This window comes from Flavobacterium notoginsengisoli (assembly GCF_014207905.1).
In the GTDB taxonomy this organism is placed as follows: domain Bacteria; phylum Bacteroidota; class Bacteroidia; order Flavobacteriales; family Flavobacteriaceae; genus Flavobacterium; species Flavobacterium notoginsengisoli_A.
The window spans coordinates 127,426-149,472 of the sequence record NZ_JACHLB010000004.1; the positions used below are offsets into that span (position 1 = coordinate 127,426).

17 protein-coding genes are annotated in these 22,047 nt (G+C 33.7%); 15 read left to right on the forward strand and 2 right to left on the reverse strand.

All coding sequences use genetic code 11. The annotated features are described in order from the left end of the window. The first annotated feature begins 86 nt into the window (after positions 1 to 86). Positions 87 to 1,514 carry an FAD-dependent oxidoreductase gene (locus HNP35_RS13370; RefSeq protein WP_184162779.1) on the forward strand — a complete coding sequence of 476 codons (1,428 nt, stop codon included), beginning with the start codon at positions 87 to 89 and terminating at the stop codon, positions 1,512 to 1,514. Positions 1,515 to 1,604: 90 nt separating this feature from the next. After that, a complete protein-coding gene (locus HNP35_RS13375) occupies positions 1,605 to 2,285 on the forward strand; it encodes a metal-dependent hydrolase (protein WP_184162781.1) in 681 nt (226 codons plus the stop codon). 189 nt (positions 2,286 to 2,474) lie between these two features. On the opposite strand, the gene HNP35_RS13380 is transcribed toward HNP35_RS13375, so the two are convergent. Next, positions 2,475 to 3,311 (reverse strand): alpha/beta fold hydrolase, encoded by an 837-nt coding sequence (locus HNP35_RS13380; RefSeq protein WP_184162784.1) that lies wholly within the window; start codon positions 3,309 to 3,311, stop codon positions 2,475 to 2,477. 287 nt (positions 3,312 to 3,598) lie between these two features. On the opposite strand from HNP35_RS13380, the gene HNP35_RS13385 reads away from it, so the two are divergent. After that, positions 3,599 to 4,381, forward strand: coding sequence for an alpha/beta fold hydrolase (locus HNP35_RS13385; RefSeq protein WP_246453520.1), 783 nt, complete (start codon positions 3,599 to 3,601; stop codon positions 4,379 to 4,381). On the opposite strand, the gene HNP35_RS13390 is transcribed toward HNP35_RS13385, so the two are convergent. After that, positions 4,378 to 6,351 carry a sigma 54-interacting transcriptional regulator gene (locus HNP35_RS13390; RefSeq protein WP_221433454.1) on the reverse strand — a complete coding sequence of 658 codons (1,974 nt, stop codon included), beginning with the start codon at positions 6,349 to 6,351 and terminating at the stop codon, positions 4,378 to 4,380. The two genes, HNP35_RS13385 and HNP35_RS13390, sit on opposite strands and share 4 nt — an antisense overlap. Before the next feature lie 205 nt (positions 6,352 to 6,556). On the opposite strand from HNP35_RS13390, the gene HNP35_RS13395 reads away from it, so the two are divergent. From HNP35_RS13395 to HNP35_RS13450, 12 genes are all read left to right on the forward strand, one after another. After that, positions 6,557 to 8,992, forward strand: a complete 2,436-nt coding sequence (locus tag HNP35_RS13395; RefSeq protein ID WP_184162787.1) for a sensor histidine kinase — start codon at positions 6,557 to 6,559, stop codon at positions 8,990 to 8,992. A 176-nt stretch (positions 8,993 to 9,168) separates the two neighbouring features. Beyond that, positions 9,169 to 9,912, forward strand: coding sequence for a hypothetical protein (locus tag HNP35_RS13400; RefSeq protein ID WP_184162790.1), 744 nt, complete (start codon positions 9,169 to 9,171; stop codon positions 9,910 to 9,912). Between the two features lie 23 nt (positions 9,913 to 9,935). Then, a complete protein-coding gene (locus HNP35_RS13405; RefSeq protein ID WP_221433455.1) occupies positions 9,936 to 10,973 on the forward strand; it encodes an alpha/beta hydrolase in 1,038 nt (345 codons plus the stop codon). An 18-nt stretch (positions 10,974 to 10,991) separates the two neighbouring features. Next, positions 10,992 to 11,606 carry an isochorismatase family cysteine hydrolase gene (locus HNP35_RS13410; RefSeq protein WP_184162793.1) on the forward strand — a complete coding sequence of 205 codons (615 nt, stop codon included), beginning with the start codon at positions 10,992 to 10,994 and terminating at the stop codon, positions 11,604 to 11,606. A 61-nt stretch (positions 11,607 to 11,667) separates the two neighbouring features. Continuing rightward, positions 11,668 to 12,207 carry a hydrolase gene (locus HNP35_RS13415; protein WP_184162796.1) on the forward strand — a complete coding sequence of 180 codons (540 nt, stop codon included), beginning with the start codon at positions 11,668 to 11,670 and terminating at the stop codon, positions 12,205 to 12,207. Between the two features lie 7 nt (positions 12,208 to 12,214). Beyond that, positions 12,215 to 12,985 (forward strand): alpha/beta hydrolase, encoded by a 771-nt coding sequence (locus HNP35_RS13420; RefSeq protein ID WP_184162799.1) that lies wholly within the window; start codon positions 12,215 to 12,217, stop codon positions 12,983 to 12,985. 171 nt (positions 12,986 to 13,156) lie between these two features. Then, positions 13,157 to 14,767 carry a sensor histidine kinase gene (locus tag HNP35_RS13425; RefSeq protein WP_184162802.1) on the forward strand — a complete coding sequence of 537 codons (1,611 nt, stop codon included), beginning with the start codon at positions 13,157 to 13,159 and terminating at the stop codon, positions 14,765 to 14,767. Positions 14,768 to 14,781: 14 nt separating this feature from the next. Next, positions 14,782 to 16,731, forward strand: a complete 1,950-nt coding sequence (locus HNP35_RS13430; protein WP_184162803.1) for a sigma 54-interacting response regulator — start codon at positions 14,782 to 14,784, stop codon at positions 16,729 to 16,731. Between the two features lie 244 nt (positions 16,732 to 16,975). Beyond that, the gene (locus HNP35_RS13435) at positions 16,976 to 17,764 is read left to right on the forward strand and encodes an alpha/beta fold hydrolase (protein ID WP_184162806.1); all 789 of its coding nucleotides are present in this window, start codon (positions 16,976 to 16,978) and stop codon (positions 17,762 to 17,764) included. 47 nt (positions 17,765 to 17,811) lie between these two features. After that, positions 17,812 to 18,831: an alpha/beta fold hydrolase gene (locus HNP35_RS13440; RefSeq protein ID WP_184162809.1), complete on the forward strand. Its 1,020-nt coding sequence runs from the start codon at positions 17,812 to 17,814 to the stop codon at positions 18,829 to 18,831. Between the two features lie 221 nt (positions 18,832 to 19,052). Next, on the forward strand, positions 19,053 to 20,816 hold the full coding sequence (locus tag HNP35_RS13445; protein ID WP_184162811.1) for an amidohydrolase: 1,764 nt from the start codon (positions 19,053 to 19,055) through the stop codon (positions 20,814 to 20,816). A gap of 224 nt (positions 20,817 to 21,040) precedes the next feature. Then, entirely contained in the window at positions 21,041 to 22,045 is a 1,005-nt protein-coding gene (locus HNP35_RS13450; protein ID WP_184162814.1) for an MBL fold metallo-hydrolase, read from the forward strand. The last annotated feature ends 2 nt before the right edge of the window (positions 22,046 to 22,047 follow it).

Genomic DNA, 22,047 nt, shown 5'->3' on the forward strand with positions numbered 1-22,047 from the left:
TCATTTTAAAAGATTACAAAATAACACTGTCATACAAGTTTTAAAAATAATTCTAATTTTGCAGTACTTAAAAGGATAAATCAATTATGTGGACTATTTGCCCCGAGTGTCAAGGACAAGGTAAGAAAAGCCAAAGACTTACAAAGAAAGTAAGGCTTCAATACCAATCGGCATTAGAACAATTTGAAAAAAACAATAGCGAAGGCATTGCTCCCACTCGTCCGAAAGCGCCAAAAATTGTTTGTTTACATTGTTCTGGATCTGGCTTAGTTCAATCTGAAAATCCTGTTATTCCAAATAAAGAAAATTACCCTCATGTGGCTATTATTGGTGCCGGAATTGGCGGAGTTGCCTTAGCTGTGGCTTGTCTTCATCGAGGAATTCCATTTACGATTTACGAACGTGATGAAAACTTCGAATCGCGCTCTCAAGGTTACGGACTTACTTTACAACAGGCCAGCAAAGCAATTCATGGATTGGGCATTTTTTCTTTAAATGGAGTCGTTTCTACAAGACATTTGGTTCATACAGTTGAGGGAAAAGTAATTGGAGAATGGGGAATTAGAAAATGGCTCGAATCTGAAGAAAAGAAAGAAACAAAACGTACCAATATTCACATAGCGCGTCAAGCATTGCGTTTGGCTTTGTTAGAGCAATTGGGCGGTCAGGATAAAATTCAATGGAAACATCAATTAATTGACTTTAGAGAAACCGAAAACGATAAAATTGACTTAACCTTTCAAGTAAACGGAGAAACTAAAACAGTAAAAACAGATCTTCTTGTTGGCGCAGATGGCATTCGAAGTTCGGTTCGAAGAATATTAATTGGAGACAATAATACTCCTTTACGTTATTTAGATTGTATCGTAATTTTAGGAATTTGTCCTTTAAGTTCATTAAAAGACGTAAATAGTCCTTTATTAGATTCTGCAACGGTTTTTCAAACGGCAAACGGACACGAAAGAATCTATATAATGCCTTACGACACCAATTCTGTAATGTGGCAACTTAGCTTTCCAATGTTAGAAGAAGAGGCTAAAACATTGAGTTTGCAAGGACCAAAAGCTTTAAAAGAAGAAGCAATTCGCAGAACGCAATGGCACAATCCAATTCCGCAGATTTTACTGGCTACTGAAGAAAATAAAATTTCAGGTTATCCCGTTTATGATCGCGAATTATTGAGTTCCGAATTACTTTCGAAAGGAAAACAGATTACTTTAATTGGAGACGCCGCACACCCGATGAGCCCGTTTAAAGGACAAGGCGCCAATCAGGCTTTATTGGATGCACTTTCTTTAGCTCGTAAAATATTTAAAGGATGTAAATCTGTAGCGCATTGGAAAAAGGCAGGAATACGAGAAAGTGTTTTGACAGAATTTGAAACCGAAATGCTAAAACGAAGCGCCGTAAAAGTAAAAGATTCTGCAAAAGCAGCAGAATTTCTACATTCTGAAATTGTACTTCACGAAGCAAATGAACCGAGAGGGCGCTGTTTGAAGAAAAAAGATTTTTAAGTAATTTTATGCTCCGACATAAAAGCATAAATCTAGTGGCATATTTCTTGAAAAATAATACTAATTATTTACTAATTAAAACTTATAATCATGAAAGTTACTTATTACGGACATTCTTGTTTTTCGGTTTTCACCAATGGAAAACATATCCTTTTTGATCCTTTTATCAGTCCAAATGAATTAGCAAAAGAGGTTGATATTGATGCCATAAAAGCTGATTATATTTTGATTTCTCACGCTCATTACGATCATATTTTGGACGTAGAAAGAATTGCAAAAAATACAGGCGCAAAAGTGCTCGGAAATTTTGAAATTTATAATTGGCTATTGAAGCAAGGCATCGAAAATGCGCATCCAATTAATCCTGGAGGAAAATTTGATTTTGATTTCGGAACTGTAAAATGTGTTATTGCACAACATCCAAGCAGTTTTATGGATGGTTCTTACGGAGGAATTGCCTGTGGTTTTGTTTTGACTACTCCCGAAGGAAATTTTTACTACAGCGGAGATACAGCGCTAACTCTAGACATGCAGATTATTCTAAAATTTACCAAACTTGATTTTGCTGTTTTCCCAATTGGTGACGGACTTACAATGGGAATTGAAGAAGCAATCGAAGCATCAAAAATGGTTGGTGTTCATAAAATTCTTGGCGTTCATTATGATACTTTTGGCTTTATTGTCATGGATCATCAAAAAGCTTTAGATGCTTTTAAAAATGCTAATCTTGAACTTTATTTACCCAAAATAAATACCACGATTGACTTATAATTTTGAGTTTTTCCTTCGTTATATTTCGCTAAAAAGAATCTTTTAGCGAAATATCATTATGTTTAAAAATGAAATATGAATTCATAAAAAATTTTTCATAAAAAAAAGGAATAGCTGCTGACACTATTCCTTTTAACACATAATTAATTTTAGAAAATTACTATGCGCGATAAAAATGCTAAAATGCTATTATGTGTACTTTATAAAATTGATAATCTGTTTTGAGGTTTGTTCCGGAAATTGATGTTGTGGTGCATGCCCAGTTCCAGAATAAACAACTATTTGTGCATTAGTCATTTGATTGAAAAATGTATACCAATTTTCGACAGCAAAACTAATATCATGATCACCACAAATAATTAAAATTGGTGTTTTGGTCTTTTTAATCTGTTCTCTAAAATTCAAAACATCTTCTCTAAAGCCATCTCCTCCGCCAAAATACAATTGAAATACATCCATCGTTGAAGGAATTTTTGAAACATCAATTTTTTTATGAATTCTGTCGTGTGAAGCTTTTGCAGCCAATTTACTGGATTCTGATTTCGGTTCGAAAAACAAAACAATTTCATCTTCAAAATCGTTTAACGGTTTCAAAGCGGCATCAAAAAAAGCTTGTTCTATCGGAATTTCATTTTGCCCCGGCGGATTTGTTCCAACTAAAACAGCATGCGTTACTAAATTTGGATACAACAAGGTTGCAGCCTGCGCCACCAATCCGCCATAAGACCAGCCTAAAACTACAAGAGAATCTATTTTTAAAACATCTGCCAAATCTTTAATGTCCTTAGCAACAACAGTTAAATCTGGCGCCAAACTTCCTGTAGAAGAACCAATTCCAGAATAATCAAATACGATAACATTGAACTTTTTTGCCATCAATGCTATAAATAAAGGATCCCAAGTATCTAGAGTTCCTCTAAAACGGTTCACAAAAAATACTGCTTTCCCTTTTCCGTAAGAACGATAAGCAATTTTACGATCGCCTACATCGGCAAAACGTGTCTCTGCATCATAAATTTTTTTCATAATTATAATTTAAAGGTTGGAGTTTTATTAATTCTTTGTTTGAGATTGGCAAAGATTAAACCAAATCGAAAAACACTTAAAAACAAGGCATTTACAATCATTAACTCTATTCTGAATGATGATATTTCAATAATTAAAATCAGTTTTTAACGATATTTAATAACTTCAAAATCATAAACTGCAAGAATGCTTTTATAATCAATACTTTACAAAAAAGGCATTCCTTTTGTTTTTATTATGCAAACCACTTCCGCTTTTCTGAAAAATAATCTTAAAGATGAAATAGTATGTATTTATCTAATAAAAAGACGATTATGTTTATTACGGGGGCATTTGTCAATCATTCTTGCTGGGAAGAATGGATTGTTTTTTTTGAAAGCAAAGGTTATAAAACGGTTGCGCCACCTTGGCCTTACAAAAACGAAACAGCAGAAATATTGCGTCAGAGCAATTCTTCTAAAATAGCCACAATTCGACTAAACGATTTGTTGGATTATTATACAGAAATTATCGAAAAACTTCCCGAAAAACCTATTCTTATCGGACATTCTTACGGAGGTCTTTTGACTCAATTATTACTTCAAAAAGATTTGGGTTCGGCTGGAATTTGTTTACATTCGATTCCGCCAAGTAATTTAATTTATTTCAATTTTCCCTTTTATAGAAAGATTTGGAGTGTTTTAGATTTATTTCATTCTAGAAAAAAAACTTATTTATTGCCGTTTAAAAAATGGCAAAAATACTTCGTCAACCAAATGTGTTTTGAAGAACAAAAAGCAACTTATGAGAACTTAGTAATTCCAGAATCTCAATTCGTTTTTTACGATATTTTTTCTGTCGCTGCTAAAATCAATTTTAAGAAAAAACATGCTCCAATTTTATTTTTATCAGGTTCAGAAGATCAATTTGTTCCAGCTTTTATTCAATATTCCAATTTCAAAAAATACAAAAACATTCATTCTATTACTTGTTATAAAGAATTTAAAGACAGTAATCATTTGGTTTTGAAACAGCAGAATTGGGAATGCATTGCTGAATTTATATCAACCTGTCTAGAGAAACTTTCTTAACTAATTTCTCTTTTAATTTCCAGTTTTTTAATCTTAGAATTTAATGTCGACGGATGAATATCTAAAATCTCTGCTGCACCGCCTGCTCCAGAAATTTTTCCATTGCATTTTTTTAGAATGTACAGAATATAATCTCTTTCGTTTTCTAAAATGGTTTTTATAGAAAAAGGTTCTGCACTTTGTTCTGGATGCATTTTTGAAGACATAGAAAGTTCGATATCTTTAATAGTATTTCCATCTGTTAGCAAAATAGCACGTTGCATTACATGTTCGAGTTCTCTGATGTTTCCTGGCCAATTATAATTCATAATTTGCTGCAACACAAAATCGGAAAGATTAGGCGCTTTTCTGCCCATTTTTTCACTGTATATTTTTATAAAATGATTCGCCAAATCTGGAATATCTTCTTTTCGTTTTTTCAAAGAAGGAACCATGATTGGAAAAACGTGCAAACGATAATACAAGTCCATTCTGAATCTTCCTGCAGCGACTTCTTCTTCTAGATTTTTATTGGTGGCTGCGATAATTCTAACATCAATTTTTATGGAAGACATTCCACCAACGCGTTCAATTTCTCTTTCCTGCAAAACCCGAAGCAGTTTTACCTGAAGTTCTAAAGACATCTCTCCTATTTCATCCAAAAAAATAGTTCCGCCATCTGCCAATTCAAACTTACCGATTCTTCTGTCCATCGCGCCTGTAAAAGCACCTTTCTCATGACCAAAAAGCAGCGATTCTGCAAGATTTTCTGGAATCGCACCGCAATTAATAATAACTAAGGGTTTATCTTTTCTTGGTGATAAGGCATGAATGCTTTGCGCAATTTTTTCTTTTCCAGTTCCGCTTTCGCCTAAAACCAAAACAGAAGTATCTGAAGGCGCGACTTTTCGAATATAATTGAAAACCGAAATCATTTGAGAGCTATTGCCAATAATTCCTTCAAAACCTTCAGAAACATTTGCTTCTTTTGTTTTTTTACTTTCTGTTTTTTCCAAAGGCAAATCGATATTTTGTTTGGAATAAATTTTATTGATGAATTGAGAAAAAACTGGCTCGATAGAACTCAACAATTTTAAATTTTCTTGGGTATAAATATTCAGATTTCTATTGTAGAAAGTAAAATGATAGCTCTGAATCGTGGCTATAGAAATTGGAAAAACCAAATACGATTTGATTCCGAAATTATGAGAAATCAACGCTTTTATGGGCGCTTCTTGAAAGTTATTAATTAAAGATTCCTCGCTGTAAATAATCGGATTTTTATCAATCTTAGATTTTCTGTAAGTTTCATTGATCTCTTTTTCAGAAACTTCCGAAATTTGAGAAAGCTTTTTCAAATCGATAATCTGATATAAATCGATATTTTTTCGGATAATTCCCAGTTTGTCATAATGAGTCGAAGTGGCAAAACCAGCTTCGAGATAATCAAACGGAATATAGGTTTGGATAATTTTAGCGAAAGCCAATAAAGCTTCTTCTCGCTTTAAGTTTGAATTTACAATTTCTGTAATTTCTTTCTGTAGTTGAAATTGCTGTTTTAACTGCGATTCTAAACTATATTGCTGACGATAAAACGCTATTTCTAAAGTAGTTAAAACATCTTGATCTCGAAACGGTTTTACGATAAATCCGTATGGATGTGTCGTTTTCGCCTGATCTAAAATACTTTTGCTCGAATTGGCAGAAATAAATATAAAACCGATATTTTTTTCTTTTAGAAAATGTGCCAATTCGATTCCGTTTCGGCTTCCTTTCAACATAATATCCAAAAAAACAAGGTCAGGTTTTTCTATTTCAATTTGCTCTAAAGCCTGCTCAACCGAACGCGCAATTCCTGTTACTTCATAGTTAGCTTTTTCGAGAATTAACTGTAAATCGTGTGCCTCAATAAATTGATCTTCTACAATTAAAATTCGTTTTTTCAAAACTGAAGTAACAGCTTCATATCCGTTATCGGCTGAGTTTTTCATAAGTGAGTAAAATTTATCTTATCTTGCACTTAATTAATTGAAACAAAAATAGTTAATTATCACAATTAAATTAAATGAATTCCAAAAATAGATAAATTAAATTCACATTTAATATTAATTTTCATATTAATTTCTCATTGAGATAAAATTGTTTGTGTATATATTTGTTAATTAAAAACTTACTAAAAATATAATTGAATATACTATGAGGATATTTTATTCATTTTGTTTGATTTTCTTTTTTTTAATTAATTCTGGTGCACAAAATCATCCAGCAACAGCAAACTATGATTTAAAAAAGAAGCGTTTACTTATCCATACTTGCTCTGCTTATTTATACAATTCTAATCAAGGATCAATTGATGCCGACAGTTCTGTAGTTTTAACGTGCAAGGCATATAAGCTTCCTGTATTATTGGCTTATGATGAAGGTTACAATGACAGAAAATTTCTTATTGGAAGTGATTTAATCGAAAAAGGAAATATCGAAGCTGCCGAACAGCTTTTTGCCAAATCTAAAGGTGAAAACAAACTAAAATTAGCCTTTCAATTAGGAAACTTATATTTATTTAAATCTTTTGCCAAACCTGATGATTTAAAAAAAGCGCATTTTTATATTACTGAGGCCGACAAAATTAGCAAGGAATTAAAAAACATTAAATGGCAGCATGAAAGTTTAATGCTTTTAGGCAAATTCTATTTTCAAATTAATAAATATCCAGAAAGTAAAAACTGCTTTTTGCAAGTTGTAACACAATGCAGAAAACAAGGTGACAAAGCTGCTCTTGCCTACGCTTTACTTAATCAAGCAACTTATCAGTACGATTTAGATCCTGAAAAAGAAAAAATCTTGAAAGAAGCCCAAACTTTATACGAAGATTTAGGTATTCCAGAAAAGGTAATTGAGGCAAAAATGAAAATCTGCACCATTTATTTCTGGCACGGAAAAATTAACGACGCTAAGAAAATCCTGTATCAGAATATTGCTGCAATGCGAAAAATTGGTTTCAGACAACAGCAATTTGGAGAAACTACTATTTCATACATTGAAGCGGTTCAGTTTAATATCAAAAGTGCGCTCTATTATGCTTTAAAAAGCGTAGAAACGATGGAAAACACCAAAGACTACACATTTGCAGATATTTTTTATATGAGGTTGGGATTGCTTTATTTAAATATGGGACATTATGATGAAGCTAGAAAAATGGCCGAAAAAAGTATTCAATATGGTCAAAATGTTTATAATAGCGGTAGTTGGTACAAAAGTTTTGTAACAGCAGCAGCTTCTCTTTCTATGAAAGGAAAAAATAAAGAGGCAATAGAATATATGAATACGGTAACAAGCAAATATTCCCCTCCGAATAACTTTGACAAAATGCTGGTCAATTTTGCCTATGCCAATTGTTATGCGAGAATTAAAAATTATGGCACTGCCGAAAAATATTTTAAAAAAACTGCTGAAGCTGCAGATGCTTTAGATTCGCCTCAAACACATCGAGATGTTTGTAATAGCTACTCTTCTATCGCACTGTTTTATGCCAATCGAGCTGATTATAAAAAGACTCAATTTTATGTAGACAAAATAGAATCTGTATCAAAGAAATATAATAAAAAGTATGCTTCTGAAGCGCTTTATATGTCGCTATATAAATTAGATTCTGCAAATGCTAATTTTAAATCTGCTTTAATTAATCATAAAATCTATAAGAAATTTAGCGATTCGCTTTTGGATTATGCCAAAAACAAACAAATTGAAGAGCTAAGAATTCAATACGAAACGGTAAATAAAGAACAGAAAATCAAACTTTTAAATCAAGAAACTAATTTACAGGAAAATGCATTAAAAAAATCAAGATTGTTAAATACGCTTTCGATTTGGAGTTTGGTTTTATTGGTTTTAATAATCGGTTTATTGTACAACCGATACAGATTAAAACAAAAAAACAATGCTGAATTAGAACTTAAAGAAAAAGAAATCAACCAAAAAAACATCAATTTAAGACATTTATTGGATGAGAAGGAATGGCTTTTGAAAGAAATTCATCATCGTGTAAAAAACAATCTGCAAACCGTAATAAGTCTTTTAAATTCGCAATCGGCTTATTTGGAAAATGATATGGCGCTTTCTGCAATTAAAAACAGCCAGCATCGTATTCATTCTATGTCGCTGATTCATCAGAAATTATATAATTCTGAAAATATTTCGACAATCAATATGCCGAATTATATTAGGGAATTGGTCGAATATCTACGTGAATCATTTTCGTTAGGACAAAGAATTCGTTTTGAGCTAAAAATTGATCCCTTAGAACTGGATGTTGCGCAAGCCGTTCCGCTTGGATTAATTTTGAATGAATCTATCACTAATTCAATCAAATATGCTTTTCCAGAAGATCGAACCGGAATGATTTATATTACGCTTGAATCAACTTCTGAAGATAAATATCTTTTAACAATTGCTGATAACGGAATTGGTTTTGATGCTAACATCAGTTCCAAAAAAATCAATTCTTTCGGATTAAGTTTAATAAGAGGTTTGAGTGATGATTTGGATGCTAATTTTTCTATGGAAAATAAAAACGGAACTATTCTTAAAATTGAGTTTTCAAAAGAATTTCCAATCATTGAAAAACGAAAATAAAACAATAATAAAACCTGTTTTTTTTATAGCGAAATCTCACGAATCTAAATCTGTTTAGCGAAATATAGCGCTTTTATTCTTCTAAAAAAGCACTAAATCGCTATGAATAGGCATTTTATTGGCATGGCATATAAATTGGTTTTCTAAAGCAAATTAACTTTCAAAAACCATTTATTATGAAAAAGTCAATATTGCTATTAATCATTCTATTTGTAAATTATAGTACTGCAAAAGCCTGCGACAAATGCGGAACTTACAACAATGACGATTTTAAAATTAAATCGGCTACAATTACTCACAAAGCAGATTTAGGCATTACCGTTTGGGATATTAAAGTAGAAGGAACCGCAGGAAAAACAATGCCTATACCAGTTGGTCAATTAAACGGCGCACCAGTTTTAGCTTATGTTTTTCCGACTACTCTAAAATCTTCTGATATTGGTTTCGGTCAAGCCGAAGGGATTGTGGCGCTTGCCCTTACCTCACATCCTGACTTTGAAGACACCCCACTTTGGGATGAAAATCTAGACGGAAATTATCTTAATGACGGTCTAGTTTGGCATGCGCATTGGGTTTTATTAGTAGAAGACAAACGTGTTGCAGGCGGACTTTCGGTTAGAGAATTTACAAAAGGAGACCCAAATGTAGTTCTCCCACCAACAAATCCAGGAATGGCAATGTATATGGATAGTCCAGGTTTTAATATTGTTGCTAAAGGAAATTCTATAAAAGTAATTGTACCCAATTTTAGAATTAACAATAAAACCAATTTCAAATTTGACGCGGTAAGCTGCTATATGGAAGTTAGCACGGGCGCTGGCGGTTCTCATGATTCTGAGGGTTCTAAACCAATGCTTGGCGTTTATAAAGTCTACACCGTTGCCAGCGGTAATCTTTCATTGCCTTATTCTGTAAAATAAAAATTAATCTAAGTTTTAAAATCATGAAAATATCAAGCTTTTTAAAAATGATAGTAATTCCATACATAATTTTAACCAATATGACTATGAAAAGTTATGCCCAAACAGATTATGCTTCAGATCCTCATTTAACGCCAGCAGTAAAAGCTTTTTTAAAACCTTTAAATGCTGGAGGCGCACCTTTAGAATCTCTTCCTGTTCCAGATGCCCGAAATGTGTTGGTAGGCGCGCAAAATGCTTTTAAAGTAGATTTATCTGGAATCGAAGAATCAGAAAAAGAAATTACTGCCGATGGCTATAAAATCAAACTCAATATTGTACGTCCCGCTGGCGCAAAAGGAAAACTTCCTGTTTTTATGTTTATTCACGGCGGTGGTTGGGTTTTAGGAGATTATCCAACACACAAAAGAATGGTTCGCGATCTAACGGTTCTAACTGGTTATGTTGGTATTTTTGTCAATTACTCTTTGGCGCCAGAAACTAAATATCCACAGCCCGTAAATGAAGTTTACGCTGCCGCGAAATGGATTGCAGCACACGGAAACGAAATCAATGTTGACGGAAGCAAATTAGGAATTGTAGGCAACAGTGCTGGGGGAAATTTAGCCACTGCAAGCGCATTAATGGCGAAAGAAAAAGGAACGCCGTTATACAAAGTTCAAATTCTTTTTTGGCCAGTAACCGATGCCAATTTTGAAACAGAATCGTATAAACAATATGGAAAACAGCGCTTTCTTACCGATACTTTAATGCAATGGATGTGGAATCAATATGTCGATCCTTCAAAAAGAAAAGAAATTTATGCTTCGCCATTGCAAGCCAGTTTAAGTCAATTAAAAGGTTTGCCTCCAACTTTAATTCAAGTCGCTGAAAATGATATTTTAAGAGACGAAGGAGAAGCCTACGGACGAAAATTGAGTGATGCGGGAGTTGTGGTTACAACGGTTCGCTATAATGATGTGATTCATGATTTTGGTTTGTTAAATGGTCTTGCTGAAATTCCGCAAACCAAAGCTTTATTTCTTCAGGCTGCAGCCGAACTCAAAAAATACCTGAAATAAACGCTAATTCAAAGTCTTATGGAATCTCATTTATCTAATAAAACGGCTTTAATTTTAATTGATCCTTTTAATGATTTTCTTTCTGAAGGAGGCAAATTATGGGAAACGACAAAACAGACAGTTATTGAAAATAATGTTATTCCCAATTTAATAAAACTGGTTTCAGAATGCAGAAAAAATAAAATCCAGATTATTTACGCTCCGCACAGAAAAACACAAAAAGGAGATTATCTAAATTGGAAGTTTTTATCGCCTTCACATCAAGGAAGTTTCAACTTATCTCTTTTTGAAAAAGATAGCTGGGGAGGCGAATTTCATCCTGATCTTCAACCGCAGCAAGAAGATTTAATTGCGCAAAACCATTGGACAGCCAGTGGTTTTGCAAATACCGATCTTGATTTTCTTTTAAAACAGCATGGCATCACTCATATTGTTTTAGCAGGAATGAGAGCCAATACTTGTATCGATTCGACAGCGCGATATGGCGTAGAATTAGGCTATCATGTAACGTTGATAAAAGATGGAATTGGCGCTTTTAATTGGGAGGAAATTAAAGCAACTGTAGAAACCAATTTCCCAAATTATGGACATAAGCTGTTATCTACTAATGAATTTATAAAGGATTTAAAATGAAGATGTTAAAGACATTAAATCATTTCTTAAATTTACTTAATTCATTAAACAACAACAATTTATGCTCAAACAAGAAACCACCGGATTAATTCTGATCGATGTTCAGGGCAAGCTAGCGAAGATTGTAAACGAAAGCGAGAAATTAGCCGTAAATCTAGAAAAACTGATTCGTGGCTGTCAAATACTTTCGATTCCGATAATCTGGGCTGAACAAAATCCGAAAGGGCTTGGAAGCACGATTCCAGAATTAGAAAAGTTATTAATACATCAGAAACCCATTGAAAAATATAGTTTTAATGCTTTTGAAAATGAAACTTTCCAAAAATCGGTTTTAGAATCTAACAAAAAGCAATGGCTAGTCTGCGGAATTGAAGCACATATTTGTGTCTATCAAACTGCTATGGGACTTTTAGAAAACAATTTTGAAGTAGAAATTGTCACAGATTGTGTTTCTTCTCGAGCAAAAGAAAGTATTGAAATTGCTTTGCAAAAGCTTCAAAACAAAGGAGCTGGATTAACAACTCTCGAAATGTGTCTTTATGAACTTGTAAAAGACTCCAGACGAGAAATTTTCAGAGAAATTCTAAGTTTAATCAAATAAAAAAATCATGTCAAAATCAAAAAATATTGTGCTTATCCACGGAAACTTTGTAAACGATAATACTTGGGCAGAATGGAAAGAGCACTATGAAAAAAAAGGCTATACGGTTTATACGCCTGCAAATCCCGGACACGGAGGAAATCCTGCTGAATTGAGAACAAAAGTTCATCCAGATCTAACTAAAACTGGTTTTATAGATGTTGTAAATAACATTAGCAGATTAATAGATTCATTGCCCGAAAAGCCTTTGGTAATTGGACATTCGATGGCTGGTATGGCCACTTTAAAATTAGTTGAATTAGGAAAAGCTGCCGCAGGAGTTAGCATTGACGGTGCACCGCCCAAAAATGTTTTTCCGCCGTTTCAAACTTTAAAAACAGTATTGCCCGCTTTTGGTTTCTTTTCTTCTAAAAAATATTTTATGGGAAGCCGCGAATGGTATGATTATGCTTTTTTTAATACCATTCCTGAAACGCAACGAAAAATTGCTTTTGAGAAATATGCAGTTCCAGAAAGTTATAAAGTGAGCAGAGAGTTGGTTTTAAATTCTTTTTCGAACATTAATTTTAAAAAACCACATCAGCCCATTCTTTTTGTCGGTGGCGGTAATGACCATATCTTTCCTCCTAGCTTGACACAAATTATTGCTCGCAAATACAGAGACAATGCTGGGCGTGTAGATTTAAAAATATTCGATGGTAAAAGTCATTTTATCTGTGGAGAACCAGGTTGGGAAGGTGTTGCAGACTATATTTTAAGTTGGTATGAAGCCTTATAAATTATAAAAAATATACCCTAACGATGCTAATCTCAATAGGTTAGCATTTTTGGTATATTTTGAAGAATAAAATATACCAACGATATATCGTTGCCAATCAAATTTGTTTTATTTTAAAGTTAAATACATAATTATCAATACCTTCGTATAGCCAGTTTAATAAGACCAAAAATGTTCTCTAAACAAATAAAAGTAATTTTGTTTCTCCTTGTATTATTTACAATTGGAGATGGAAATGCATGGGTTATTTTAAAAAATAAAAATCAGATTGAAACCGCAGAAAAAAGTCTTTCAGCTCCAAAAAAAAATATCATTCAAGACGCTCCTTATACCGACCAACAGGTTAAAGATGTAGAACCGTTGCTGGCTAGATTACCACAAAACATTAATAAAGTAAAAGTTCTTCTTAAGGTAAGTGACTGGTATGAAATCTCGTATGACAATCCCAAAACGTTAGAAAAAGCCTATTTGTACGCTCAGGATGCACTTAGAATTAGCCAAAAACTGCATTCTAGTATTTACATCGGAAAATGCTATTTACAGCTCTCCATGGTTTATCAACTGAAAAGTAATGACAAAATGATCGAAGTCTGTGCCAAGAAAGCAATTGCAGCATTCACAAATACCGATCAAATAAATGATTTGGCAGAATCTTGGGTAATGGTCTGGTCTGCAAAAATGCGTACACATGCGCCGCTAGCCGAACGATTTTCTCCCATTTTTAAAGCCGCGGCCTTATTTGAAAAAGTAAAAAATAATCAAAGAGTTGGCGATTGTTACAGCCAAATTAGCGAACTGTATTTTTCGCAATCCGATTTTGAAAGTTCGCTTACTTATCTTAAAAAAGCGCTTTTTTATTACAGAGCGGCACATCTTGACGAAGAAGCTATTTTGCCAATTTCCTCAAGACTACATATTATCTATGAAGCAGAAAAAAGAAGTAAAGATATTATTAAGCTTAAAAACAAGACTTTTTTACAGCAAATCAAACTTAAAAATGAGGTGTTTTTGAGAAATTCGATGATCACTTTTGTGGTGCTTTTATTAATTATTCTTGGTTTGCTTTACAAAAGCTATAGATTTAAAAAGAAAACCAATAAGATGCTTGAAACACAGCAAAATGAAATCAATAAAAAGAACACAACGTTGCAAAATCTGGTTATTGAAAAAGAATGGCTTTTAAAAGAAATTCATCATAGAGTTAAAAACAATCTTCATATGGTTGTGGGATTATTGGCAAGTCAAGTTGAATTTTTAAAGAATGAAGAAGCCGTTCAAGCCATTAATAATAGTCAGAACAGGATTCAGGCCATGTCTTTGATTCATCAGAAATTATATCAATCGGAAAACTTATCGATTATTGATATGCCGTCTTACATTTTCGAATTGACCGAATATCTAAAAGATTCTTTCGAAATTAGAAACAGGATTCGGTTTATTTTAGACATAGATCCGTTCCATCTTCCTTTGTCACATTCAATTCCGATTGGGCTTATTTTTAATGAAGCTGTTACGAATGCTATAAAATATGCTTTTCCAAATCACGCAAAAGGAATTATCAATATTTCACTTAAAGCCTCAAACGATCAAAAATATAAATTAATTATTCATGATAATGGCGTGGGACTTCCGCCCGATTTTGATCCTTATAACAATCCTTCATTAGGTATAAAATTAATGCATGGCTTATCTGCCGATATAGAAGGAAAGTTTTTAATTACGAATGTAAATGGCACCAAAATAACTTTGGAATTTACTTTCATCGAAAATAATCTCAATTAATTTAATTGCATAAAATGTCAAAATCTTTAAAAATTCTTATTGTTGAAGATCAATTTGTTGAAGCAAATCACTTACGTCTAATGCTTAAAAAAGCAGGACATACTGTAACCGGAATGGCGCGTTCGGTACAAGATGCCAAATATTATATTGCACAAGAAAGACCTGAATTGGTTTTGCTAGATATTTTCCTTTCGGGAAAAGAAACCGGTATTGACCTTGCCGAAATATTAAAAGAAGACAATATTCCTTTTATTTATCTTTCTGCAAATTCAAACGAACAAGTGCTTAATAAAGCAAAATTAACGCATCCGTATGGCTTTTTAGTGAAGCCTTTTAGGGAACAGGATTTATTGGTTACTATAGAAATTGCGAAATATCACCAAGAACATGGAATTGAATCTTCGATACGAAAGGAACTTCTCTTTCAGAAACAGCTTAAAGCAATAGTTAAAAAAAGCGGTTCTTGGGATGATAGAGTACTTAATATCATTACATCGCTACAATCTCTCATTTCTTTTGATCTTGTTATGGCAGTTTTTTATATGGATAATAAATTAACGAACCAAGTTTTAGGCTACGCAAGAACGGGTTTGCATGAATATCAAAAAATTGGAATCGAGGAATTGCAAAATATTACGGATTTAAAAGAATCTGAAATCAATGAATTAAGAAATAAAAGCACCGTAGAAACTGAAGCTACATTTTATAATGATCAGGCATTTATCAGAATTTGTGACAAAACGCCAATCAAAAAGATGATTGCGAATTCAATGAATATGAAATCCAATCTGATGCTTCCTGTTCCATTTACATTTCATGAAAATGGCGGTTTGTATTTGTCTTTTTTTAGCAGACAATCAGATAATTACAATAAAAATCATCTAACATTATGCGAAAGGCTTCAGGAACCTTTGATTTATGCTATCGAAAATTTGGTAAATGCTGATAAAAAATTAGATCAAAAAACGAGTTCTAGTGTCAATTCTAATAAAGGAAAAAATGTCAAAGTTTCTGGTTTTGAATCGATTGTTGGAAAAAGTCCAGCATTGCTAAAATTATTCGATCATATTTTGCAAGTTGCTCCTGCCGACACTACTGTTTTGATTACTGGAGAAAGTGGCACAGGAAAAGAAAGTATTGCCAATAGCATTCAGCAATTATCAGATCGCAAAAATCAGCCGTTTGTAAAAATTAACTGTTCTGCTTTGCCTCCAAGCCTTATCGAATCTGAGTTATTTGGTCATGAAAAAGGCTCATTTACAGGCGCTACAGAAAAACGAATTGGCAAATTTGAACAAGCCAATAATGGCACTTTATTTCTAGATGAAATTGGCGATATGCCTCTCGAAATGCAAGCTAAACTGCTTCGTGCCATTCAAGAAAAAGAAATTGAGCGCGTCGGCGGAAACTTGCCGATAAAGGTAAATGTGAGAATTATTGCGGCAACCAACTGTAAACTCGAAAAAGAAGTTGCAGAAGGCCGTTTCCGACTCGATTTATATTATAGATTGAATGTTTTTCCTATTCAGTTGCCGCCTTTAAGAGAACGTAAAGAAGATATTGGTTTATTAGCACGTCATTTTATCTCGGTCTATAGTTGTAAAACGGGAAAAAATGTAACCGAAATAGCTGAAGATGCATTAAAAAGTCTTTTATCGTATCATTGGCCTGGAAATATTCGCGAACTCGAAAATCTTATTGAAAGAAGTATTCTTTTAGCAAAAACAGACACCATCGAGCATATTCCGTTGCCAGCTTTTGAGGAAAACCAATTAAATAATAAATCAAATGAATGGTTCTTCAAAACGATTCAGGAAAACGAAAGAGAACATATTATCAATGTTTTAGAAAAATGCAATGGCAGAATAAGAGGTGTTGGTGGAGCATCCGAAATTTTAGGACTTCCCCCTACTACTCTAGCTTCGAGAATGCAGAAACTAGGAATTAAGAGAAGCCATTTTTAATAATTTTAGATTGCAGATTTTAGATTTTAGATTATTCTCACAGTTGCGTCAATCTAAAATCTAAAATCTAAAATCAAAAATCTGAAATATAAATCAACGATATAAAGTTGTCTTTTTTTCGTTTTACAACGAAATACGGTTGGTAAAAACAATAGTTTTAAATTGCAATTAATTAAAAATCAATAACTTAAATAAAAGGTTCGGTTTTAGAATATAGTTTGGCATAACATTAAAACAATGTCTTATGCTAACTGAAACCCCTACTACAATACTTTTTATTACTGGCGCTTTTGTCAGCAATAAATGTTGGGATGAGTGGAAAGTCTTTTTTGAGAATAAATGCTTTAAAACTCTTGCTCCTGCTTGGCCTTACAAAGATGCACCTGCTGAAGTGCTTCGCAAACGTCATCCGGATCCGCAGATTGCTGGATTGCGCTTGACACAATTAATTGAACATTTTGAAAATATTGCCAAAAAATTGCCCGAAAAACCAATTATTATTGGGCATTCTATCGGCGGACTTATAGCGCAAATCTTGCTGCAACGCAATTTAGCTTCTTCTGCAATTGCCATACATTCTGTTCCTCCGCAAGGAATTATGACTTTCAAATTTTCTTTTTTAAAGGCCGGTTGGGGACCTCTTGGCTTTTTTACTTCGACTAAGACAACATTTATGATGAGTTTTAGTCAATGGCAATACGCTTTTACAAACGGAATGCCCGAAGAATGGCAGGAAAAAGCCTATTACGAATCGGCAATTCCAGAATCTAAATTGATTGTGCGAGATACGATAACTTCTGCGGCAAAGGTAGATTTCCATGCGCCTCATAAACCTTTGCTGCTTATTGCAGGATCAACAGATCATACGATTCCTGAATCTTTAAATTATTCCAACTACAAAAAATACACCGACAAAAATTCAATTACAGATTTTAAGGTTTTTAGTGATAGAAATCATTTTGTTTTGAATCAGCCGGGTTGGCAAGAAATCGCAGTTTATATAGAAGATTGGATTTCAAAATTGCCTTCGTAAAATTTTTATAATAACCAATTAATCATTAACCATTCAAAATTTTAATTATGAAAACGAATCTATTAAACAACACTTTTTTACACTTTAAAAGTAAAACCTCCCTTATTTTGGCTTTGGGACTTTTAATATTGACTTTTATTTCTTGTAATAAAAAAGCAGAAGAAACTCCTGCTACAGAAACAAAACCTGCCGAAACTACCGAAACGGCTCAAGCAGCGCCTGCAAATCCGCCAGCCAATTTTAAGCATGAAACAGCAACTGTAAACGGAATTAAAATTCATTATGTTATTGGCGGAAAAGGCGATCCGTTAGTTTTAGTTCACGGTTTTGGTCAAAACTGGTATATGTGGAACCGTTTATTACCAGAACTTTCTAAACATTTTACCGTAATAGCACCAGATTTAAGAGGTGTTGGCGAATCTGATAAACCAGAAAGCGGTTATGACAAAAAAACAATGGCGTCAGATATTCATGAATTAGTGAATCAGCTCGGCTATAAAAAAATTAATCTGGCTGGACATGATATCGGATTAATGGTTGCTTATGCGTATGCAGCACAATACGGCGATAGCGTGAACAAAGTGGCACTAATGGATGCACTTTTGCCTGGAGTTGAACCCGTTTGGTCTAGTGTAAAAGCGTCAGCTTGGTGGTTTGGTTTCTTCGGATGGCCAGCTTCTGGTGATATTGTGAAAGGAAAAGAAAAAGAATTCTTGACTAATTTCTGGCCTGTTGTTGGACATGTAAAAGATCCTTTTACTCCAGAAGAAACGACAGAATTTATTAGAGCTTACGCTGTAGAAGGTGGCACGACAGCTGCATTTAAATGGTTTGGTGCTTTTGATCAAGATGGAAAAGACAATGTTATTTTCATGAAGAAAAAACTAAAAATGCCTTTGTTAGCAATGGGTGGAGAATATTTTGCAGCTGCTTTTCTTAAAGATCATTCTAAACTAGTAGCAGAAAATGTCTCTGAATCTAAAATTGCTGGTTCTGGGCATTGGTTGGTACAAGAAAATACAGCACAAGTACAAAAAGATTTACTAGCCTTTTTCTTGGCTAAATAAATAGTCCGTTGAGTGTAATTCATGCTTTTATTTAACACATAGAAACATAGAATTTATTTATAAAAAAAGGTGTTTAAAAAGAAACTAGTTTCTAACACATAGCCAACTATGTTTGTTTAAACAAGTGAAACGCCTTTTCAAAAGCTTTCAATCCCGATAGCTATCGGGAATGTTTCTATGTGTTAAAATAATTACGCTGGACAAGTTAAATAACTAAAATCATGAAAAAATTATTATTAATTCTATTGCTTTCTGCGGGCTTGTTTTCTCAAGCCCAGCAAAAAGCAGATCTGATTATTTACAATGGCAAAATTGCAACGATGCAGAAACAAGGCGAATTTGTGCAGGCAATTGCAATGAAAGATGGCATTATTCTGGACATTGGAACCGAGAAAAACATTCTTTCTTCTTATAAATCTTCAGAAACGAAATTGATTGATGCTAAAGGAAAAACGGTAATTCCGGGTCTAAATGACAGTCATATGCATGTAATTCGAGAAGGTTTGAATTACAATTCAGAGTTGCGTTGGGATGGCGTAAAAACTTTAAAACGCGCCATGGAAATGCTGAAAGAACAAGCGGCAAGAACTCCAGATGGTGTTTGGATTAAAGTAATTGGCGGTTGGAACGAATTTCAGTTTGAGGAAAAAAGACAGCCAACAATTGACGAAATCAACGCAGCAATTCCTGATAAGCCTGTATTTATAACGTATTTATATGGAAAAGCTTTTCTCAATAAAAAAGGAATCGAAGTCTTGAAATACACAAAAGACACTAAATATGAAGGAAGTCTTTTGGAACAAGATGCAAACGGAAATTTAACGGGTTTAATGTATGCCAAAGAAACGCCAAAAGCCATTTATACCACTTTAGGATTAACAACAAAATTGAGTCCAGAAGAGCGAATCAATAGTTCTATTCAGTTTAATCGTGAATTAAATCGCTTCGGACTTACCAGTATTATTGATGCTGCGGGCGGAAGCCAAAACTTTCCTGCCGATTATGTAACTTCTTTGGAGTTGGCCAAACAGAATAAATTGAGTCTTAGAATTTCTTATTATTTGTTTGCACAGCAAAAAGGCAAAGAATTACAGGATTATGAAAAATGGGTTGCGACTACTCAAATCAATAAAAATGACAATTTGATAGTTCCAAATGGTTATGTTGAAGAGGGAGCTGGAGAAAATATAGTGGCTTCCGCAGCAGATTTTGAAAATTTCCTCGAGCCGAGAATTGTTTTGTCTGATGAAATGGAAAAAGATTTAGAACCGATTATCAGATTATTGGCTAAAAATAAATGGCCTTTTAGACTTCATGCAACTTATGGTGAATCGATTGATAGAATGCTGAATGTTTTTGAAAAAGTAAACAAAGAAATTCCGTTTAACGGATTACGCTGGTTTTTTGATCATGCTGAAACGATTACGCCTTCAGAATTAGAACGTGTTAAAAAATTGGGCGGCGGTATTGCTGTACAGTTCAGAATGTATTATCAAGGAGAATTGTATAATAAACTTTACGGAGCGCCAAAAACACAACTTCCTCCAATCAAGAAAATGCTAGAACTGGGAATTCCGGTTGGAATGGGAACCGATGCAACGAGAATTTCAACTTATAATCCATGGATGTCTTTGCATTGGCTTTTGACGGGAAAAACAATTGGTGGTATGCAATTCTGGCCAAAAGATCAGGTCTTGGATAAATTTACGGCTTTACAATTGTATACTTCTGGAAGTGCTTGGTTTTCTGGCGAAGAAAAAGAAAAAGGAAAACTCGTAAAAGGAATGTACGCCGATATGGCGATTTTATCTGACGATTATTTTTCGTTAAAAGCAGACGACATTAGAAAAATCGAATCGGTTTTGACGATTGTAAATGGCAAAATTGTTTACGCTTCCGCGGAATTTAAAACGTTGAATCCTGAAATTCCTGCTGTAATTCCGGATTGGTCTCCTGTGAAATATTTTGGAGGTTATCAAAAATGAGTATTTCACGCAGATAATGCAGATTTGAGCAGATATAAAAAAGATTTTATTTAATGGGATGATTCCAAAAAAGCAATTTCTCTCCCTTTAGCCCTGATTGGAGCGATATCCTTTGCTTTTTTTCTTTAGAAAAGCAAAGATATAGCGGAAAGCAGGAACGATGTTTCCAAAAATGCCTTTTGTTTTTGCTTCAAAAAATTACTAGTCAACTATAAAAAACAAACATGAAAAAGATAAATATTATTTTAATTATGCTGTTTCTCGTACAGCAAACTTATGCGCAGTTTCCGATGCCGCCCGAAATACCAATTTGGGATGCCAATAAAGTGACTTTGCAACTGCATAAAATCTCTGATAATGTGTATGCCGTTTCTCCGTCAACAACTGAAACCGAAACTACAAAAGGGATTCCGCAGGCTACTTCTGCTGGATTTATTGTTGGCGATAAAGGGGTTTTGCTAATTGAAACGATGTTGAGCAAAAGATTATACGACCAATTGTATAAACTGATTCGGTCTGTTACTCCAAAACCAATTGTTTATGCGGTAAATACAAGCGATCATGGCGATCACTGTTTTGGAAATTATTTACTTCCTAAAGAAACTATTCTGATACAAAACGAATTCTGCAAAGAAAACTTAGCTAAGAATTACGACGGAATTAAACAATTTATGATCATGCTTTTTGGAAAAGATCGCGGGATTGAGCAAAGTGTGTATCGTCCCGCAGATCTTACAATTGCTGTAAATCAAAGTTTAAAATTAGATTTAGGTGGCGGGAAAATTGTAGAAATTATCAATGTCGGAACGGCGCAATCTCCTGCCGATTTGTTTGTATTTCTGAAAGATTCGGACAAAAATGTTTTATGGGCAGGAAATCCGTTTATTGCTGAAAGTCCAGCAATTCCGTGGCTTTTTGATGGTTACTTTTTGGAACCTGTTCGCAATCTTCAAAAAATTTATGATATGATTGGCGACAATGACGTTGTAGTTCCTGGACACGGCAGAATGACCAATAAAACAGGAATTAAATATACAATTGATTACGTAAATGCTTTGAAGAAAAATGTGGAAGATGCAGTAAAAAAAGGCGAAACTTTAGAACAAGTAAAAGCTTCGGTAACGATGAAAGAATTTGATAAAGGTTATGTTCTTTTTAATTGGCTACATTACAATTTCAACATTCCAAATGCATACAACGATATTAAGAAAAACAGTTTAGGCAAATAGCC

Bases quoted from the DNA above. Each gene is read 5' to 3' on its own strand.
- HNP35_RS13370 (WP_184162779.1), top strand. From the start codon at position 87: ATGTGGACTATTTGCCCCGAGTGTCAAGGACAAGGTAAGAAAAGCCAA.
- HNP35_RS13375 (WP_184162781.1), top strand. From the start codon at position 1,605: ATGAAAGTTACTTATTACGGACATTCTTGTTTTTCGGTTTTCACCAAT.
- HNP35_RS13380 (WP_184162784.1), bottom strand. From the start codon at position 3,311: ATGAAAAAAATTTATGATGCAGAGACACGTTTTGCCGATGTAGGCGAT.
- HNP35_RS13385 (WP_246453520.1), top strand. From the start codon at position 3,599: ATGTATTTATCTAATAAAAAGACGATTATGTTTATTACGGGGGCATTT.
- HNP35_RS13390 (WP_221433454.1), bottom strand. From the start codon at position 6,351: ATGAAAAACTCAGCCGATAACGGATATGAAGCTGTTACTTCAGTTTTG.
- HNP35_RS13395 (WP_184162787.1), top strand. From the start codon at position 6,557: ATGAGGATATTTTATTCATTTTGTTTGATTTTCTTTTTTTTAATTAAT.
- HNP35_RS13400 (WP_184162790.1), top strand. From the start codon at position 9,169: ATGAAAAAGTCAATATTGCTATTAATCATTCTATTTGTAAATTATAGT.
- HNP35_RS13405 (WP_221433455.1), top strand. From the start codon at position 9,936: ATGAAAATATCAAGCTTTTTAAAAATGATAGTAATTCCATACATAATT.
- HNP35_RS13410 (WP_184162793.1), top strand. From the start codon at position 10,992: ATGGAATCTCATTTATCTAATAAAACGGCTTTAATTTTAATTGATCCT.
- HNP35_RS13415 (WP_184162796.1), top strand. From the start codon at position 11,668: ATGCTCAAACAAGAAACCACCGGATTAATTCTGATCGATGTTCAGGGC.
- HNP35_RS13420 (WP_184162799.1), top strand. From the start codon at position 12,215: ATGTCAAAATCAAAAAATATTGTGCTTATCCACGGAAACTTTGTAAAC.
- HNP35_RS13425 (WP_184162802.1), top strand. From the start codon at position 13,157: ATGTTCTCTAAACAAATAAAAGTAATTTTGTTTCTCCTTGTATTATTT.
- HNP35_RS13430 (WP_184162803.1), top strand. From the start codon at position 14,782: ATGTCAAAATCTTTAAAAATTCTTATTGTTGAAGATCAATTTGTTGAA.
- HNP35_RS13435 (WP_184162806.1), top strand. From the start codon at position 16,976: ATGCTAACTGAAACCCCTACTACAATACTTTTTATTACTGGCGCTTTT.
- HNP35_RS13440 (WP_184162809.1), top strand. From the start codon at position 17,812: ATGAAAACGAATCTATTAAACAACACTTTTTTACACTTTAAAAGTAAA.
- HNP35_RS13445 (WP_184162811.1), top strand. From the start codon at position 19,053: ATGAAAAAATTATTATTAATTCTATTGCTTTCTGCGGGCTTGTTTTCT.
- HNP35_RS13450 (WP_184162814.1), top strand. From the start codon at position 21,041: ATGAAAAAGATAAATATTATTTTAATTATGCTGTTTCTCGTACAGCAA.